This is a genomic window from Kitasatospora griseola, from assembly GCF_014648555.1.
Taxonomy (GTDB): Bacteria; Actinomycetota; Actinomycetes; order Streptomycetales; family Streptomycetaceae; genus Kitasatospora; species Kitasatospora griseola.
Map to the genome: position 1 here is coordinate 68,556 of NZ_BMRI01000021.1, position 16,790 is coordinate 85,345.

16 protein-coding genes and 1 pseudogene are annotated in these 16,790 nt (G+C 72.0%); 8 read left to right on the top strand and 9 right to left on the bottom strand.

Features of this window, described 5'->3' with window-relative positions:
* From IEZ12_RS38940 to IEZ12_RS24400, 5 genes and pseudogenes are all read left to right on the top strand, one after another.
* Window positions 1-218, top strand: a pseudogene (locus IEZ12_RS38940) (amidohydrolase family protein); the annotation flags it as partial.
* Window positions 219-236: 18 nt separating this feature from the next.
* Window positions 237-923 carry a 4-carboxy-4-hydroxy-2-oxoadipate aldolase/oxaloacetate decarboxylase gene (gene ligK / locus IEZ12_RS24385; RefSeq protein WP_189274671.1) on the top strand — a complete coding sequence of 229 codons (687 nt, stop codon included), beginning with the start codon at window positions 237-239 and terminating at the stop codon, window positions 921-923.
* Between the two features lie 3 nt (window positions 924-926).
* Window positions 927-1,853 (top strand): amidohydrolase family protein, encoded by a 927-nt coding sequence (locus tag IEZ12_RS24390; RefSeq protein WP_189274673.1) that lies wholly within the window; start codon window positions 927-929, stop codon window positions 1,851-1,853.
* 4 nt (window positions 1,854-1,857) lie between these two features.
* Window positions 1,858-3,171 carry a protocatechuate 4,5-dioxygenase subunit alpha gene (ligA, locus tag IEZ12_RS24395; protein ID WP_189274675.1) on the top strand — a complete coding sequence of 438 codons (1,314 nt, stop codon included), beginning with the start codon at window positions 1,858-1,860 and terminating at the stop codon, window positions 3,169-3,171.
* Between the two features lies 1 nt (window position 3,172).
* Window positions 3,173-4,150: a Gfo/Idh/MocA family oxidoreductase gene (locus IEZ12_RS24400; protein WP_189274677.1), complete on the top strand. Its 978-nt coding sequence runs from the start codon at window positions 3,173-3,175 to the stop codon at window positions 4,148-4,150.
* Window positions 4,151-4,350: 200 nt separating this feature from the next.
* On the opposite strand, the gene IEZ12_RS24405 is transcribed toward IEZ12_RS24400, so the two are convergent.
* Together IEZ12_RS24405 and IEZ12_RS24410 are read right to left on the bottom strand one after the other, a co-directional pair.
* Window positions 4,351-5,487 (bottom strand): 50S ribosomal protein L11 methyltransferase, encoded by a 1,137-nt coding sequence (locus IEZ12_RS24405; protein ID WP_189274679.1) that lies wholly within the window; start codon window positions 5,485-5,487, stop codon window positions 4,351-4,353.
* Between the two features lie 13 nt (window positions 5,488-5,500).
* Window positions 5,501-6,640 (bottom strand): radical SAM protein, encoded by a 1,140-nt coding sequence (locus IEZ12_RS24410; RefSeq protein ID WP_229847898.1) that lies wholly within the window; start codon window positions 6,638-6,640, stop codon window positions 5,501-5,503.
* Window positions 6,641-6,786: 146 nt separating this feature from the next.
* Between IEZ12_RS24410 and IEZ12_RS24415 the strand changes: the two genes are divergently transcribed.
* Together IEZ12_RS24415 and IEZ12_RS24420 are read left to right on the top strand one after the other, a co-directional pair.
* A complete protein-coding gene (locus IEZ12_RS24415; protein ID WP_189274681.1) occupies window positions 6,787-6,951 on the top strand; it encodes a hypothetical protein in 165 nt (54 codons plus the stop codon).
* A 254-nt stretch (window positions 6,952-7,205) separates the two neighbouring features.
* On the top strand, window positions 7,206-8,258 hold the full coding sequence (locus tag IEZ12_RS24420; protein WP_189274682.1) for a Scr1 family TA system antitoxin-like transcriptional regulator: 1,053 nt from the start codon (window positions 7,206-7,208) through the stop codon (window positions 8,256-8,258).
* Between the two features lie 341 nt (window positions 8,259-8,599).
* Here the strand turns inward: IEZ12_RS24420 and IEZ12_RS24425 are convergent, their stop codons facing one another.
* From IEZ12_RS24425 to IEZ12_RS24440, 4 genes are read right to left on the bottom strand one after another with little or no spacing between them, the layout of a single operon-like run.
* A complete protein-coding gene (locus IEZ12_RS24425; protein WP_189274684.1) occupies window positions 8,600-9,055 on the bottom strand; it encodes a MaoC family dehydratase in 456 nt (151 codons plus the stop codon).
* 20 nt (window positions 9,056-9,075) lie between these two features.
* Window positions 9,076-10,563 (bottom strand): acyl-CoA synthetase, encoded by a 1,488-nt coding sequence (locus tag IEZ12_RS24430; protein ID WP_189274686.1) that lies wholly within the window; start codon window positions 10,561-10,563, stop codon window positions 9,076-9,078.
* A gap of 17 nt (window positions 10,564-10,580) precedes the next feature.
* Entirely contained in the window at window positions 10,581-11,447 is an 867-nt protein-coding gene (locus IEZ12_RS24435; protein WP_189274687.1) for an amidohydrolase family protein, read from the bottom strand.
* On the bottom strand, window positions 11,444-12,400 hold the full coding sequence (locus IEZ12_RS24440) for an SDR family NAD(P)-dependent oxidoreductase (protein ID WP_189274689.1): 957 nt from the start codon (window positions 12,398-12,400) through the stop codon (window positions 11,444-11,446). Before IEZ12_RS24440 ends, IEZ12_RS24435 begins: the two co-directional genes overlap by 4 nt.
* A gap of 71 nt (window positions 12,401-12,471) precedes the next feature.
* Here IEZ12_RS24440 and IEZ12_RS24445 point away from each other — a divergent pair, with 71 nt between their 5' ends.
* The gene (locus IEZ12_RS24445) at window positions 12,472-12,912 is read left to right on the top strand and encodes a MarR family winged helix-turn-helix transcriptional regulator (RefSeq protein ID WP_189274691.1); all 441 of its coding nucleotides are present in this window, start codon (window positions 12,472-12,474) and stop codon (window positions 12,910-12,912) included.
* Window positions 12,913-12,922: 10 nt separating this feature from the next.
* Here IEZ12_RS24445 and IEZ12_RS24450 read toward each other — a convergent pair whose 3' ends face one another.
* From IEZ12_RS24450 to IEZ12_RS24460, 3 genes are all read right to left on the bottom strand, one after another.
* A complete protein-coding gene (locus tag IEZ12_RS24450; protein ID WP_189274693.1) occupies window positions 12,923-14,308 on the bottom strand; it encodes a carboxylesterase/lipase family protein in 1,386 nt (461 codons plus the stop codon).
* A gap of 20 nt (window positions 14,309-14,328) precedes the next feature.
* A complete protein-coding gene (gene surE / locus IEZ12_RS24455) occupies window positions 14,329-15,387 on the bottom strand; it encodes a 5'/3'-nucleotidase SurE (protein WP_189274696.1) in 1,059 nt (352 codons plus the stop codon).
* Between the two features lie 25 nt (window positions 15,388-15,412).
* Window positions 15,413-16,790: glycoside hydrolase family 3 protein (locus IEZ12_RS24460; protein WP_229847904.1), on the bottom strand; the 1,378-nt coding region annotated here is incomplete at its 5' end.

Genomic DNA, 16,790 nt, shown 5'->3' on the forward strand with positions numbered 1-16,790 from the left:
CCTCCGTCGTCCCGTCCGAGGGCGTGCTGTTCGCCAGCGAAATGATCGGCGCGGTGCGCGGCGTCGATCCGCTGACGGGCCACCACTTCGACGACACCCGACGGTACGTGGACGCCACCGACCGGCTCTCCGACGAGCAGCGGGCGGCCGTGTACGCCGGCAACGCGCTGCGCGTCCACCCCCGACTGGCCGCCCGCCTCGCCGCGTCCGGCCGCTGACCCCCAGGAGCGATGCACATGCACCCCGAACTCGGTGTCGTCCGCACCACGATCGAGCGGCCCGATCCGGCCGCGGTGGCCGCGCTGTCGGCGTTCGGCACGGCGACCGTCCACGAGGCGATGGGCCGCACCGGCCTGACCCGCCCCTACCTGCGCCCGGTGTACCCGTCGGCGCGGCTGTGCGGCCCGGCGGTCACGGTGCTGCTCCAGCCCGGCGACAACTGGATGCTGCACGTCGCGGCGGAGCAGATCCGACCCGGCGACGTGGTGGTGGCGGCCTGCACGACGGAGAGCGAGGACGGCTTCTTCGGCGAGCTGCTGGCGACCTCGTTCCGCTCCCGGGGCTGCGCCGGCCTGGTGATCGACGGCGGCGTGCGGGACGTCGCGGACCTCACGGCGATGGACTTCCCGGTGTTCTCCCGGGCGGTCAACGCGCGGGGCACCGTGAAGGCGACCCTCGGCTCGGTCAACGTGCCGGTGGTGTGCGCCAACGCGCCGGTGCGCCCGGGCGACGTGGTGCTGGCGGATGCCGACGGCGTGGTGGTGGTGCCGCGCGAGCGGGCCGCCGAGGTCGCCGAGGCCTCCGCCCGGCGGGAGGCGGCCGAGGCGGGCAAGCGCGAGCGGCTGCGCTCGGGCGAGCTGGGCATGGACATGTACGGCATGCGCGGCCCGCTGGCCGAGCTCGGACTGCGCTACGAGGACTGAACCATGACGACGGATCAGCACAAGACCCCCGGCTGGCTGGACTGGCACCCCTACCCCGCCCGCCCGGCGCTCGCCCTCCCGGCCGGTGCCGTGGACGCGCACTGTCACGTCTTCGGCCCGGCCGCCGAGTTCCCGTACGCGCCGGAGCGCAAGTACACGCCGTGCGACGCCTCCGCCGAGCAGCTGTTCGCCCTCCGCGACCACCTGGGCTTCGCCTGCAACGTGATCGTCCAGGCGACCTGCCACGGCGCCGACAACCGCGCGCTGGTGGACGCCCTGCACCGCTCCGGCGGCCGGGCCCGCGGCGTGGCCACCGTCCGACCGGGTACCTCGGACGCCGAACTGCGGGAACTGCACGCAGCCGGCGTGCGCGGGGTGCGGTTCAACTTCGTGCGCCGCCTGGTCGACGTGACGCCGCGCGAGGACCTGTGGGACGTGGTGGAGCGGATCGCCCCGCTGGGCTGGCACGTGGTGCTGTACTTCGAGGCGGCCGACCTGGCGGAGCTGCGCGAGTTCTTCCTCTCCATTCCGGTGCCGCTGGTGATCGACCACCTGGGCCGACCGGACGTCTCGAAGGACCCGGACGGCCCGGAGTTCGCCGCGTTCCTCTCCTTCCTGCGCGCCCGGGACGACATCTGGTGCAAGGTGAGCTGCCCGGAGCGCCTCTCGCTCACCGGCCCGCCGGCCCTGGACGGCGAACGGAACGCGTACCGGGACGTGGTGCCGTTCGCCCGCCGGGTGGTCGAGGAGTTCCCCGACCGGGTGCTGTGGGGCACCGACTGGCCGCACCCCAACCTGAAGGACCACATGCCGGACGACGGCCTGCTGGTCGACTTCCTCCCGCACATCGCCCCGACCGAGGAGCTGCGCCGGCGGCTGCTGGTCGACAACCCGAACCGCCTCTACTGGCCTTCGTCGGAAGGGAGTTGACACCATGGCAGTCGACCGGACGTACCGGCTCGTCCCCGGGACCACCATCTTCGACGCCGAGCAGTCCGCGAAGGGCTACCACCTCAACCAGTTCTGCATGTCGTTGATGACGGCCGAGAACCGGGCCGCGTACCTGGCCGACGAGCGCGGCTACCTGGACGCCTGGCCGCTGCGCGAGGCACAGAAGCAGGCGCTGCTGGACCGGGACCTGAACGCGGCGATGCGCGAGGGCGGGAACATCTACTTCCTCGCCAAGTGGGGTGCCACGCTGGGGTTCTCGTTCCAGCAGATGGCGGGCTCGATGACGGGCATGACCGAGCAGGAGTACCGGGACATGATGGTCGCCGGCGGCCGCTCGGCCTCCGCCCCCGGCAACCGGATCGACCACGCGGTGCTGGAGGCCGCGCACGCCGACCCGTCGCCGCCCGCCGAGCACGCCGCCGTGTCGGCCGCCGTGTTCACCTCGCACGTCCCGGCGATCGGCGCGGCGATGGACCACGCAAAGACCGAAGAGCCGTACTGGCGGCCGGTGTTCGCCGGCTACCAGCACTCGCGGCGGTGGGCCCGGGAGAACGTCCCCGACGTGGTGATCCTGGTCTACAACGATCACGCCAGCGCCTTCGACCTCTCGCTGATCCCGACCTTCGTGCTGGGCACCGGCGCCGCCTACCCGACCGCCGACGAGGGCTACGGCCCGCGCCCGGTGCCGGGCGTCGAGGGCGATCCGGAGTTCGCCGCACACCTCGCGCACTGCCTGATCCGGGACGACTTCGACCTGACGCTGGCCAACGAGATGCCCGTCGACCACGGGCTGACGGTGCCGCTGTCGCTGATGTTCGGCGACGTGGACGCGTGGCCGTGCCGGGTGATCCCGCTGCACGTCAACGTGGTGCAGTACCCGGTGCCGTCCGGGGCCCGCTGCTTCGAACTCGGCCGGGCGCTGCGCCGGGCGATCGAGTCCTACCCGCGGCCGCTGAACGTGCAGGTCTGGGGCACCGGCGGGATGAGCCACCAACTCCAGGGCCCGCGCGCCGGGTTGATCAACCGGGAGTGGGACAACGCGTTCCTGGACCGGCTGGTCGCCGACCCGGCGGGCCTGGCCCGGGTGCCGCACCTGGAGTACGTCGAGGAGGCCGGCTCGGAGGGCATCGAGCTGGTGATGTGGCTGATCGCGCGCGGCGCGCTGAGCGACGTCGACGACGGCGGCCGGGTCGACGTCGAGCACCGCTTCTACCACGTGCCGGCGTCCAACACCGCCGTCGGCCACCTGATCCTGAACAACCGTCCGCGGGCCGCGACGCCCACCGAGGAGAACTGACATGACGAAGCAGCAGCCCCTGAGGATCGCCCTGGCCGGCGGTGGAGCGTTCGGCGCCAAGCACGCGGCGGCCCTGCGCCGGATCGAGGGCGTGGAGCTGGCCGCCGTGGTCTCCTCCTCGCCCGAGAGCTCCCGCAGGTTCGCCGCCGAGCAGGGCGTCGCCCGGGCCGCCGGCAGCCTGGAGGAGGTGCTGGCGATGGGCGACGTGGACGCGGTGATCCTGGCCACGCCGACGCCGCTGCACGCCGCGCAGACCCGGGCCTGCCTGGCGGCGGGCAAGCACGTGCAGGTGGAGATCCCGGTCGCGGCCTCGCTGTCGGACGCCGAGGCGTGCGTGGCGGCGGCGGAGCGCACCGGGCTGGTGGCGATGGCCGGGCACACCCGCCGGTTCAACCCCAGCCACCAGTGGGTGCGCCGACGGATCACGGCGGGCGGGTTCGCGATCCAGCAGCTCGACGTGCAGACCTACTTCTTCCGCCGCACCAACCTCAACGCGCTCGGTCAGCAGCGCAGTTGGACCGACCACCTGCTGTGGCACCATGCCGCGCACACCGTCGACCTGTTCGCCTACCAGACCGGTTCGCCGATCGTGCAGGCCAACGCGATCCAGGGCCCGATCCACCCGGAGCTCGGCATCGCGATGGACATGTCGATCCAGCTGAAGGTTGCGAGCGGCGCGATCTGCACCCTCTCGCTCTCCTTCAACAACGACGGCCCGCTCGGCACGTTCTTCCGCTACATCGGCGACACCGGCACCTACCTCGCCCGCTACGACGACCTGGTGACCGGCGCGGACGAACCCGTCGACGTCAGCGGCGTCGACGTCTCCCTGGACGGCATCGAACTCCAGGACCGCGAGTTCGTCGCGGCGATCCGCGAGGGCCGCGAGCCCAACGCCTCGCTCGCCCAGGTGCTGCCCTGCTACCGCACCCTGGCGGCCCTGGAACAGCAGCTCGCCGACACCCCGACGCCCGCCTGACGGGGCGTCGCCGCCGCCTTGCCCGCCTTGACATCGGAGCGGACGTTCCGGGCCCGGTCGATCGCCCGGTCTGCCTTGGCCACCAGGGCGGGGTCTGCGGCCTTCAGAGCGGCCACCCGGACGACGGTCTGCGCCTTGCCGGGTGACGGTTCGATGTCCGTGCTCCCGGTTTCACTCCAACGGAGCTGCCAACTGGTGCGTCAAGCGCTGATCGTCTCCGACCAACGGCCCCGGGACAGGTGAATCACACCGGCGGGGTCGATCCGGGCCTTGCAGCCGTAGAGGGGAAGTCCGCCTTCGACCTCCCGCCAGTTCCGAATCCGCTCCAGGTCTTCCCAGAGCCGGCGCGGCCCGCTCTGGTGCACCGTCGGCGATTCGAAGCGCTCCGCCTCCGCCCGGGCCCACGACCCGTCAGGATGGATGAGGTAGGCCGTTCGCCGGCCGGGCCGCTCTTCGAAGTCGATCTCGACACCGGGCACGTTGATCGTGAACATGGACCACGTCTCCCAGTGCTCGCGAATGTCCGCAACGGGGTAGCGGTACGACTTGACCTCTTCGCCGTCGGACTCCCGAGCGGTCTTGAACAGGTGCTCAAGGCCCGGCGGGTAGTTCGGGCCGTGGCGGGCGGTCATGAATCCCGCCCAGTCCCGTTCGATGACGCCGGTCGCCCCGCCGTCCGGATCCTTCCAGGCAGTCAGGATCAGGGCGGTGTCGGCAATGGTGGTGACGAATCGTCCGCCGGGGTGGAGAGCCCGAAGCCATGAGGGCGGAACGGGCCGAACGGACACCGTGGAGACGATCCGATCGTATTCACCAGGGATCGGGCCGGTGGCGTCCACGGTGATGAACTCGGGCTTCAGCCCCATCTCACCGAGACGGGCCTTCGCCGCGTACGACAGGTATCCGTCCACATCCACGCTGGTGACGCGGTTCGCGCCCAGCCTGATGGAGGCAATGGCCGTCAGCCCGCCGGCCCCGGTGCCCACGTCCAGCAGAGTGTTGTGGTCGCCGATTCGAGCATGGCGGAGCATCTTGACGACCAGCGCCGTGAGCGTGGCGGAACTCGTCGGGCGGCCCGTCGGAACGTCGTCCGGCCTTGCATGGTCCGCGTGGAGCCCGCCCACGCTCGTGACCACTGACTGGTGGCCGTAAGCGCGCCGGAACCAGAGGTCCGGGTCCGTCTCGCCGACCTGAAGTCGCCAGCCGCCGCCTTCGGCGGGCTCCCACCACTTCGGCACCAGCAGATGCCGGGCCACCTCCGACACCGGGTATCGCCACCGGGAATCCGGGTCGGTCGTCTGTTCGGACAGGTCGTGCGCGTACTTCGTCCAGCTCATCGAATCCCCTTTGCTACAGAGCGAACGCAGGGTTGCACGGCGTTTCGGTCGGGGCACAGCTCTGGGAGTCGCTCGGCGGGCACCCCCCGAGCAGCACCGGAACCGGAGCGACACCGTACGCGGGCGCACAGGCGGGCGTGTTGCTCGGGTCGCAATCGTTGGAGTCGTTCGGCGTACATGCGCCGAGCGATGCCGGGCCCGGCGCAACGTCGTACTTCGGTACGCACGCGGGGGTGTTGGACGGGTCGCAGTCGTTGGAGTCGTTCGGCGGGCAGGCGCCCGTGGCGGTGCGCTTCGGCGGGATGCCGGCAGCGGTCTCCGCCCATGCCTGACTGCTGAGCACGCCCCGGAGTCCGCCCTGGGCCTTCACGTTCTCGGACCCCAGCCACCGACCGATCACGCACGGGGCGACGGTCCCATCAGGGAGGACGGCGAGCCGGCCACGCGTGCAGTTGCCGCACAGCGCATCCATCGTCGGAGCCTGCCCACCGCTGCCCCGACCGACTCCCCGGGCATCGTCCAGGGTGATGTGGTGGACGCCCAGCGCCAACAACTCCTGACGGGCCAGTTCCTCAAGCTGTCCGTCGTGGCAGCGGACGATTCCGGCCCGGATCGGGATACCGCGTTCGAGGGCTTCGATGATGTTGGCCCGGGTCTTCGCGTGGCTCCCGGCGACGTTGGTCACCCGGTCGTGCTCCCCGGCGTTGACGGAGTAGTACGAGGTGCCCAGCCTGACACCGGGCTGGGAGAGCACGGCCCAGCCCTTGGCCGTGACGTGGTAGAGGTTCGAAAAGACCTCGACATCCAGACCCACGCTCAGCGCGTGGTCCACGAGATCCGCCCAACCCGGGTAGGCCGTGGGCTCTCCGCCGATCAACTGTACGTTTCCGACACCGAGTTCGGCGCACTCGGAGATGACAGCCCGCCAGTCGTCCAGCGTCATCGTGCCGTGCGACATCTGCGGGCCGGAGTCGTTGTAGCAGTGGCCACAGGAGAGCTGACACTTGCCGGTCAGCTCCAGCTCGACCGACGCGGGCACATTGAACGCCGCGGGGCGTTCCGTGGTCGCGGTCACGTGGTTCTCCTTCGTGTTGGCATGAACGAGACCCGTCCCGGGCACAGGGTCGATGGTCGTGTTCGGGACGAGGATCACCAATCCCGACCGTCCGAGGCCGGGATCGGCACCGTCCTGGGACCCGGACGGAGTTCGCCGTCCGCCCGGATGGCAAGGCCGGGGTGGGGACGCCCAGGACGGTCATCGGGAAGCCGCGACCGAACGTCGCCACCCTCAGCGCCTGAATGATGCGGAGCTTCGAGGGGTCGTCGATCTCCGCCTCGAAGACCTTGCTGACCGGCACCAGCTTGATCTCCCCGTACCCGCTTCCGGGCATCGGCCGCATGAGCGCCGCTTCGATGGCGGTGCTGGTGCCGCCGTCCGACACGATGTCGAGCCCCGGTGCGTAACGGTCCGCCGGCACCCGGTCAGTACCGATCGAGGACGGGTAGCTGCCAGACCTGCAACCCAGGCGCACGCCCAGTTGCCGCGCGGTGGTGTCGGCGGGGTCACAACAACTCCGATCTTGAGGGCAGGCACGGGCGGCGACGATCACCCGTCGTTCCGCGCCGCTGTCGGCGTGTAACCAGGATGGACCCCTGCACGTAAGATCTCCACCAATGCAAATCAACACTAGTTGCTGTTGAATTGGAGCCGAACGCCTTTGCGGATCACCGATATTGACCCTTCGTCATCTCCACTCCACGCGTTCGGGTGGCAGCTTCGTGAACTGCGACGCCATGCGGGTATGACCCAGGCAGAGCTGGGCCGTGCAGCCAGGTTCACAGGTGCCTACGTCTCCCTGATCGAGCTTGGGAAGCGCCTGCCGCCGATCGAATTCGTTCGCGCCGTCGATCGCGCACTTGGAGCGGGTGGCACACTTGAGGGTTCCTGGTGGATGCTCAGTCACAGCGCGTTCATCGAAGGCTTCGACGAGTACCGGGCCCTTGAGCTCACCACAGTGGAGATGCGGCAATGGGAGGTTGGGCTACCTCCGGGCATCGCTCAGACACGCCGATTCGCCACCGCTCTCCAGGCCGGCTACGTGGTGCGCGGATCGATCACCCAGGCCCAGGCTGACGCTCGGGTCCAAGCCCTCATGGAGCGCCAGGCCCCCCTTCGAGGGCCGAACCCACCACGCCTTCGGCTCGTCCTGGACGAGAGTTGCATTCGAACCGTGATCGGCTCCCCCGGCGTTACCGCTGAACAACTTGACTGGATGGCGGAGCTGGCGCAATGGCCGACCGTGACCCTCCAAGTGCTGCCCTTCGAGCGGGCCGGGAGGCGGCCGTTCACACAGTCCGTGACTCTCCTGACCCTGCCCACGCACGAGACGGTTGGGTACACCGAGACGCACCACCGTGGGTGCGTCCAGCGCGAGAACGCAACGGTGGCCGCATGGTTGACGGACTACCATCGCCTGCAGGCGGAGGCTCTGGCCCCGGCTGAATCAATCGCACTGATCCGAACTGTTCGGAAGGATCTAACCAACATGTCCGCCACTCCGATCGACCGAACCGGCGCAAGCTGGCTCAAGTCCAGTTACTCAAACGGTCAGGGTCAGTGTGTCGAGATCAGCACCGACTACATGTCTTCTCACGCCGCACTGCTCGTTCGGGACAGCAAAGATCCGAACGGCCCCGTTCTCACTGTCTCCTCGTCCGCCTGGGCTGCCTTCGTCGCGGCGGCGGGGCGCGGCGAGTTTGGCAATGCCTAACAGCAACTCGCCGCACTCACCGATCAGTTGAGCCCCCGCCGCCTTCGACGGGGGCTTCACTGTTTCTACTGCGCGGCGAGGGCGGGCAGCTCGACCACCAGGGCACGCATGCTGGGCGGCAGCGACGCGGAAGCGGTCGGCCACCTTGCCCAGCACGACCGGTACGCCCTCGCCCGGGCTGCCCGCACGGCCCTTGACGGCGTGGGGCCGCTACGGCTCGGTGGGGCCTGAACCACGCCGGATGCCCCGGCGGAGATCACCTGCCGTTCGGTGACGACGCCGCAGAGATCGAGCATCTTGCACAGCACGGCCCGCGAGACATCGCATGGCAACTACTGCGGTCAGGCGTAGAACCGGGAGAGGCTCTGCAGTACGGCGGCCGGCTTGGTGGCGCCTTCGATCTCCACGGTGCCGTCGACGGTGATCTGCACACCGCCCGGCACCTCCTCGACCTCGGTGAGCCGGGCGAGCAGGCGGATGCGGGAGCCGACCTTGACCGGTGAGGGGAAGCGGACCTTGTTCAGGCCGTAGTTGACCTTGGTGGTGACGCCCTCGACCTCCAGCAGTTCGGTGAACAGCGGGATGAACAGCGACAGCGTCAGGTAGCCGTGCGCGATGGGGGCGCCGAACGGGCCGGTGGCGGCCCGCTCGGGGTCGGTGTGGATCCACTGGTGGTCGTCGGTGGCGTCCGCGAAGGTGTCGATGCGCTGCTGGGTGACCTCCAGCCAGCGGCTGGCGCCGAGGTCGGCGCCGGCCTGCGACTTCAGCTCGGCGAGGCCGTTGACGGTGAGTGCCATGAGGGTTGCCTTTCGGTGGGTCAGCCGCCGTGCCGGGCACGGAGCCGATGCTTGAGGATCTTCCCGGAGGCGGTGCGCGGCAGTTCCTGCGCGAGCACCACCGACCGGGGGAGCTTGTACTTGGCGAGCACGCCCGCCAGCGCGGCGAGCAGCGCCGCGGGGTCGAGGTCCGCCCCGGCCGCGGGGACCACCACGGCCCGGCCGACCTCGCCCCACTTGGCGTCGGGGACGCCGAAAACGGCGCATTCGGCGACGCCGGGCAGGGCCAGCAGGGCGCCTTCCACCTCGGCGGGGTAGACGTTCTCGCCGCCGGAGATGTACATGTCCTTGAGCCGGTCGGCGATGGTGACGTAGCCGTCGGCGTCCGCCCGGGCGGCGTCGCCGCTGCGGAACCAGCCGTCGTGGAAGGACTGCGCGGTGGCCTCGGGCAGGCCCCAGTAGCCGGTGCCGACGTTGGGCCCGTGGACCACGACCTCGCCGACCTCGCCGGGGCCGACCTCCCGCCCGTCGGGTCCGTGCAGCCGCACGTCGGTGAAGAAGTGCGGGACGCCCGCGCTGCCGGCCTTGCCGACGGCGTGTTCGGCGTCCAGGAAGAGGGCGCCGGGCCCGGCCTCGGTCATGCCGTAGCCCTGCAGGAAGGCCAGGCCTCGGCTCAGGTAGGTGTCGATCAGCGGCCTCGGGACGGGGGCGCCGCCGCAGTTGAGGATCCGCAGGCTGCTCAGGTCGGCGTCGGCCCAGCCGGATTGACGGGCCATCAGGTCGAACATGGTCGGCACGCCGAACATGAAGCTGATTCGCTCGCGGGCGATCAGCTCCAGCACGCCGGCCGGGTCGAAGGATTCGGTCAGCAGGCAGGCGCCGCCCTTGAGCAGCACCGGCAGCGCGAGCATGTTGAGGCCGCCGGTGTGGAACAGCGGCGCACTGACCAGCGCGATGTCGTCGGCGACCAGGTCGGTGTCGACCAGGACGTTGTACGCGTTCCAGGTGATGTTGCCGTGGGTGAGCATGGCGCCCTTGGGACGGCCGGTGGTCCCCGAGGTGTACATGATCAGGCAGGTGTCGTCCAGGTCGACCGGCTCGTCGATCGGGGTGGCGTCCGCCCCGGCCAGCCAGGACTCGTACGCCGGTCCGGTCTCGACTGCCACCGGCACGGCGCCCGCCGGAACCAGCGGGGCGCAGTCGGGCGCGTGGATCAGCGCCCGGGCCCCGCAGTCGTCGAGCTGGTGGGCGATCTCGGGCGGCGCCAGCCGGGTGTTGAGGGGGACGAACAGCGCGCCGAGCAATCCGGCGGCGAACAGCGTCTCCAGGAAGGCGGGGTGGTTGGGGCCGAGGTGGGCGACCCGGTCGCCGCGGCGGACGCCCGCGGTGCGCAGCGCGTGCGCCAGCCGGGTGCTGCGATCGTTCAGTTCGGCGTAGGTGTAGGTGCGTCCGTGGTGGCGCAGGGCGGTGCGGTGCGGGGTCTTCCGGGCCCGGCGGGCGGGCCAGGAGCCGATTCCGTCGTTGCGCATGGGCGGATTGGGCCCTTTCAGCTCAGCCCGAGCAGCCGGGCGGCGTTGTCCTTGAGGATCTTCGGCCGGACCTCGTCCTTGATCGGCAGCTTCGCGAAGTCGGCGAGCCAGCGGTCGGGGGTGAGGACCGGGTAGTCGGAGCCGAACAGCACCTTGTCCTGGAGCAGGGTGTTGGCGTACTGCACCAGCTGCGGCGGGAAGTACTTCGGGGACCAGCCGGAGAGGTCGATGTGCACGCCGGGCTTGTGGGTGGCGACGGCCAGCGCCTCGTCCTGCCAGGGGAAGGACGGGTGGGCGAGGACGATCTTCAGGTGCGGGAAGTCGGCGGCCACGTCGTCCACGTGCATCGGGTTGGCGTACTTGAGCCGGATGCCGCCGCCCCCGGGGACGCCCGCGCCGATGCCGGTCTGGCCGGTGTGGAACAGGGCGACGGTGCCGGTCTCCTCGATCAGCTCGTACAGCGGGTAGGCGAGCCGGTCGTTGGGGAAGAAGGCCTGGATGCTCGGGTGGAACTTGAAGCCCTTGACGCCGAACTCCTCGACCAGGCGGCGGGCTTGACGGACGCCCGCCTTCCCGCGGAACGGGTCGATCGAGGCGAACGGGATCAGCACGTCGGCGTTGGCGGCGGCGGCCTCGGCGATCTCCTCGTTGGGGACGGGCGGGCGGCCGGTGGCGTGTTCGGCGTCGACCGTGAACACCACGGCGGCCGTCTTCCGCTCCCGGTAGTACGCGGCCATCTCGGCCACGGTGGGCCTGCGGTCGCCCGCCACCTTGAAGTAGCCGCTGGAGGCCTCGTTCAGCTCCTCGTCGAGCGAGGCGTGGCCGTGCGCGGAGACCTCGGCGTGGGTGTGGACGTCGATCGCGGTCAGCTCGGCGAGGTTCACTTCGCGCTCCCGGGGACGACCGGGGCGGGGATGCCGACGCTCTGCGGTTCGCGGCCGACCGAGCCGGCCCAGGCGGCGGCGATCGTCTCGGGGCTCCAGCCGCCGTCGGCGTACGCGGTCGCCACCTCCTGGGGGTGCGACCACAGGGCGAGCTTGTCGCCGCCGATGCCGATGCACTGGCCGGTGATGCCGGCGGCGGCGTCCGAGGCGAGGAAGGGCAGCAGCGCGGCGCAGTCCTCGGCGGTGCCGAAGCCCTCGCCCTTGCGCAGGAAGTCCGGCAGCGGCGCGCCCTGCTTCATCGCCTCGATGTAGGGGGCGAAGGCGGGGATCGTCTCGGTCATCGCGGTGGCGGCGACCGGGACGACGGCGTTGACGGTGATGCCGGCCCGGCCGAGCTCCATCGACCAGGTGCGCACCATGGCGGCGATGCCGGCCTTGGCGGCGGCGTAGTTGGTCTGCCCGAAGTTGCCGCGCTGCCCGGCCGGGGAGCCGATCATGATCAGCCGGCCGCCGTCGCCCTGTTCGCGCATCCGGACGGCGGCGGCGCGGGCGCAGGTGAAAGTGCCGCGCAGGTGGGTGGCGATGACCGCGTCGAAGTCGTCGTCGGTCATCTTCCAGAGCACCTTGTCGCGCAGGATGCCCGCGTTGGTGACCATCACGTCGAGCCGCCCGAAGGCGTCGACGGCCCGGTCCACCAGGAGTTGCGCGGCTTCGGCGGTGCCGACCGCGGCGGCCTGGGCGGCCGCCTTGCCGTCGGCCTCCCGGATCGTGGCGGCGGCCCGCTCGGCGGTGTCGGCGTCCAGGTCGTTGACCACGACGGCGGCGCCGGCGCGGGCGAGGGCGGTGGCGTAGGCGAGGCCGAGGCCGCGCCCGCTGCCGGTGACGACGGCGACCTTGCCGGTGAGGTCGAGGGGCGTGGCAGGGCCGGAGAAGGATTCGTTGCTCATGGCCATTGAAGCTAAGAACAATGATTGCTGTTGTCAATGATTGCTGAGGACCCAGATTTCCGGGCATGATGGGCCCCATGAGTGACGCCCCCTGGATGCACCGCCTGCAGACCGACGCCGGATACCTGCTGTACCGGCTCGGCCAGCGGTCCGGCAGCCTGTTCAACGCCGCCCTGGAACAGCACGGCCTGCGCCTGCGCCACCACGCGATCCTGCGCTACCTGGCCACCGTCGACGGCGCCCGCCAGCGCGAACTCGCCGACCGCCTCGGCTACGACCCGAGCGCCGTCGTCACCCTGCTCGACGACCTCCAGCGCCTCGGCCTGGCCGAACGCCGGGCCGACCCCGCCGACCGCCGCAACCGGATCGTGGTGCTCACCGAGGCCGGCCGCGAGCTGCTGCGCACGGCCGACAGCGACAGCCGCCGGGTCACCGACGACCTGCTGCAGCCGCTCGACGCCGCCGACCGCGCCACCCTGCTCGCCCTGCTGCGCCGCCTCGCCGAACCCATCTCCTGACGGCCGCCGGTCAGCCGGCCCAGATCTCCCGGACGGCCCGCAGCGGGTCGCGCTCGACCCGCGCCTCCGAGCCCCATCGCATGGTGGCGCGGCCGTCGCGGTAGGGCGGCCAGACCGGGTCGAGGTCGCGGACGAAGGCAACCCAGGCGGTGTGCACCGCGTCGGCGAGGGCCTGCTGGGGCCGGGCGCCCAGCGCCTCCTCGACGCCCTCGGCGGCCAGCGCGTCGAAGGCGAACGGCAGGTCGGTGCAGTGGTAGGCCTGACCGGACCGGCCCGGGGCGCTGCCCGTCCACTCGAACTGGTAGAGCCAGGTGGGGAGTCCGGCCGCGACGCGGGCCTCGGCGAGGGCCAGCGCGGGGGCCCGGAACAGCCAGTCGGTGAGCACCTCGCCCGATGCGGCCTGCGGGTTCTCGGCGTGGAACCGGGCGGCCCGCTCCGGGTCCAGGCCGAACGCGGCGAGCATCGCGTCCACCTCGGGGCCGCCCGGCACGGCCGGCCCGGGCGCGGCGAACTCGTGCGCGGTGAAGCCGAGCAGCAGCGGCACCTCGGACTCGGCGACCGCCTCGGCCACCGGACGGGTCACCAACTCGCCGTCCACGCACGGGGCGAGGGCCAGAAGCGAGTCGCCGTCGTCGCCCAGCGCGTCCTGGAGCGCGAGCAGCTGCTCGTCGCTCGCGTCCTGCAGGGCCTCTGCGGTGAGCACCGCTCCGGTCAGCCCGGCCAGCGCCGCGGCGACGGCCGGGGCGTCGGGTTCGAGCACCGCGCCGGACGCGGAGATCGCTGCGCGCAGCAGCCCGCGGGCCGCGGGCACGGCCAGCAGGGTCTGCACCGCGCCGCCGCCCGCCGACTGCCCGGCGACGGTGACCTTCGCGGGGTCGCCGCCGAAGCCGGCGATGTTGTCGCGGACCCACTCCAGGGCGGCGACCCAGTCCCGCACGCCCCGGTTGTCGGGCGCGTCCGGCAGGTGCAGGAAGCCCTCGACGCCGAGCCGGTAGCCGACGGTGACCAGCACCACGCCGTCCCGGTTGAAGGCCGCGCCGTCGTACCAGGGGCTGGCGGCGCTGCCCGCGACGTAGCCGCCGCCGTGGATCCACACCAGCACCGGCAGGCCGGCCGCCGGGTCGGTGGCGGGGGTGAAGACGTTCAGGTTGAGCGTGCCCGCGCCGGGGATCGTCGGCTCGGGGATGGTGGTGACCTCGCCGAACGGCCGGCGCTGCGCGGTCGGCCCGTACGCGGTGGCGTCGAGCACCCCGGTCCACGGCTCGGGCGCCACGGGCGCGGCGAACCGCAGTGCCCCGACGGGGGGTTGGGCGTACGGGATGCCGAGGAAGCGCACGCTCCCGTCGGCGCGGCGCTCGCCGCGCACCGGGCCGCTGCGGGTGGGGACGACGGTCATCTGTTCTGCTCCTGGACGGGTCACGGGGTGGGCCCCTGGTGTTCGACGTAGTGGCGGACGCGGTTGAGCTCGGCCGGGTCGGCCGGGCGCGCGCCGTAGGTGCGGTCGGGGGTGACGGGGGTGACGGAGATCCGGTTGTCCCGCAGCAGCGCGGTGGCGTCGGCGTCCGGGGCGGTCTCGGTGCAGCTGTCGCCGGGCCGGTGCTCGCACCAGCCGAGGCTGATGGCGTAGGCGCCGCCGGCGGTCGGCTCGTAGGCGTGCCAGACCTCCCGGCCGCGGCCGACGGAGGTCCACCGGGCGGGCCCGGCGGGGCGGCCGGCGGTGATGTCCGGATAGTCCACCTTGAGGGCGAAGGCGCGGCTGAGCAGGTCGTGCCCGCGCAGGCCGGCGATCAGCCGGGCGGCGTAGTCGGCGGTGGCCCGGTAGTCCGCGGTCGGGAAGTACTCGCCGCTGTCGTCGCCGGTGGTGGAGAAGGCGAGCGCCGGGACGCCGTCGTCGACGGCGGCGAGCGCCGCGCCGACCGTGCCGGAGTCGTTGACCTGGGCGCTGACGTTGGCCCCGGAGTTGATGCCGGAGACCACCAGGTCGGGCCCGCCGGACCAGCCGGTCCGGTCCGCGAGGGCGGCCCGCAGGGCGAGGTGCACGGTGTCCACGGGGGTGGCGGCGGGGCTGTCGGGCCGGCAGGCGTCGTCCAGGCAGACCCCGTACACGGCCCCGCCGGACGGGGCGGCGGCGCAGTCCGCGCCGTAACCGGCGGGCAGCTCGCCGCGGCGGGCCAGGGCCAGCGTGCCGCTGTTGCTGACGGCGGTGCCCTTGCCGGACTGGACCTGCCAGGGCGCCATCACCACCACGTCGGCCCCGGCCGCGCACAGGGCGCGGCGCAGCTCGTACAGGCCGAGGCCGTCGGACTGCGCGGCCTTGGCGGCCCGCATCGAGTCGTCGTCGGTGAGCAGCACCCGCAGGCCCGCCAGCGGCCGGACGGCCGGTGCGGGGGCGGCGGGCGCGGCGTCGGCGGGGACGGTGACGGCCAGGGTGCCGGCGGCGGTGGCGGCAGCGAGCAGGCGGGCGGTGCGTCTCATGCGCGGGTCCCTCTCTGACGGGGGGTCACAGGTCGAGGCCGTGACCGTACGGGAAGACCGGGTCGGCGGTGTCGTTGGGCACGTCGGGGCGGGAGGCCGCCACGGCGGCCATCGAGCGCGGCAGTTCGAACGGCAGGCGGCCCTCGGGGCGGGCCAGTCCGAACACCGCGTCGAGCAGGGCGTCGTCCTGCGCGCCGTAGTCGGCGACCAGGGCGTGCGCCCGCTCGGCGATCTCGGGGAGCACCGCGGGCCGCTCCAGGTTGATCAGCACGACGGTCGGCACGGCGTCCAACACGGCGAGGATGCGGGCGAGTTCGTCCGCGGGGAAGTCCAGGTGCCCGGAGTGGAACAGCGACTCGAAGCGGTTCGGGCGCTGCTCGTACGGCGTGTACAGGCGCAGCACGGCGAGGTCGGCCTCGGCCGGGTCCTGGACGGCCCGGCCGTGCCGGGCGACGACGGCCGGGTCGAGGCCCTCGGTGTAGAGGCGGGGGGCGGGGCGAGTGACCGGCAGGGTGCCGTCGCGGTTGACCAGGACGGTCAACGAGCGGCGCTGCGCGGCGGCGCCCTCGGCGCGGAACTCCGGGTTGCCGACGACCAGTTCGGCGGCGTCGGGGTCCACGTACCGGCGCTCGTCGAACAGGCCGAGGACGAACTTCTCCCGCAGCAGGCGTCGCACCGAGGTGTCCAGCCGCTCCTCGGTGATCCGTCCGTCGCGCAGCAGGGCGAGCAGCAGTTCGGGGCACTCCTCGCCGCCGAACTGGTCGACGCCGGCGTCGAGCGCCTTGGCGGCGCGTTCGGCCGGGGTGAGGTGTTCGACGCCCCAGGCGCGGGCGCGGTGCGGTTCGCCGAAGATCTCGTCGTCGTTGAGCAGGCCCCAGTCGGTGCACACGATGCCCTGGAAGCCGAGCTCGTCGCGCAGCAGGCCGGTGACCACGTCGCGGTTGAAACCGAAGCCGACCTCTTCCCAGTCGGTTCCGATCGGCTGCCCGTAGTAGGGCATCATCTGGGCGGCTCCGGCCGCAACGGCCGCCCGGAACGGGGCGAGGTGCAGTTCGCGCATCCCGCCCGGGTAGACCTGTTCCTTGCCGTGCGGGAAGTGCGGGTCCTCGCCGTCCTTCTGCGGGCCGCCGCCGGGGAAGTGCTTCACCATGGCGGCCACGCTGTCCGGGCCGAGCCGCTCGCCCTGGAGGCCGCGGATGTAGGCCTCGGCGAGTTCGGCGGTGAGGGCGGCGTCGGAGCCGAAGGTTCCGGTCTGCCGCGACCAGCGCGGTTCGGTGGCGAGGTCGAGCTGCGGATGCAGGGCGACCCGCAGGCCGACGGTGAGGTACTCGCGGCGGGCGATGTCGGCGAAGCGGCGCACCAGTTCGGGGTCGCGGACGGCGGCCAGGCCGATCGGCTCGGGC

Coding starts and splice junctions, on each gene's coding strand:
- ligK (WP_189274671.1), top strand. CDS start 237: ATGCACCCCGAACTCGGTGTCGTCCGCACCACGATCGAGCGGCCCGAT.
- surE (WP_189274696.1), bottom strand. CDS start 15,387: ATGAGACGCACCGCCCGCCTGCTCGCTGCCGCCACCGCCGCCGGCACC.
- IEZ12_RS24440 (WP_189274689.1), bottom strand. CDS start 12,400: ATGGCCATGAGCAACGAATCCTTCTCCGGCCCTGCCACGCCCCTCGAC.
- ligA (WP_189274675.1), top strand. CDS start 1,858: ATGGCAGTCGACCGGACGTACCGGCTCGTCCCCGGGACCACCATCTTC.
- IEZ12_RS24400 (WP_189274677.1), top strand. CDS start 3,173: ATGACGAAGCAGCAGCCCCTGAGGATCGCCCTGGCCGGCGGTGGAGCG.
- IEZ12_RS24415 (WP_189274681.1), top strand. CDS start 6,787: ATGATGCGGAGCTTCGAGGGGTCGTCGATCTCCGCCTCGAAGACCTTG.
- IEZ12_RS24430 (WP_189274686.1), bottom strand. CDS start 10,563: ATGCGCAACGACGGAATCGGCTCCTGGCCCGCCCGCCGGGCCCGGAAG.
- IEZ12_RS24405 (WP_189274679.1), bottom strand. CDS start 5,487: ATGAGCTGGACGAAGTACGCGCACGACCTGTCCGAACAGACGACCGAC.
- IEZ12_RS24425 (WP_189274684.1), bottom strand. CDS start 9,055: ATGGCACTCACCGTCAACGGCCTCGCCGAGCTGAAGTCGCAGGCCGGC.
- IEZ12_RS24450 (WP_189274693.1), bottom strand. CDS start 14,308: ATGACCGTCGTCCCCACCCGCAGCGGCCCGGTGCGCGGCGAGCGCCGC.
- IEZ12_RS24445 (WP_189274691.1), top strand. CDS start 12,472: ATGAGTGACGCCCCCTGGATGCACCGCCTGCAGACCGACGCCGGATAC.
- IEZ12_RS24390 (WP_189274673.1), top strand. CDS start 927: ATGACGACGGATCAGCACAAGACCCCCGGCTGGCTGGACTGGCACCCC.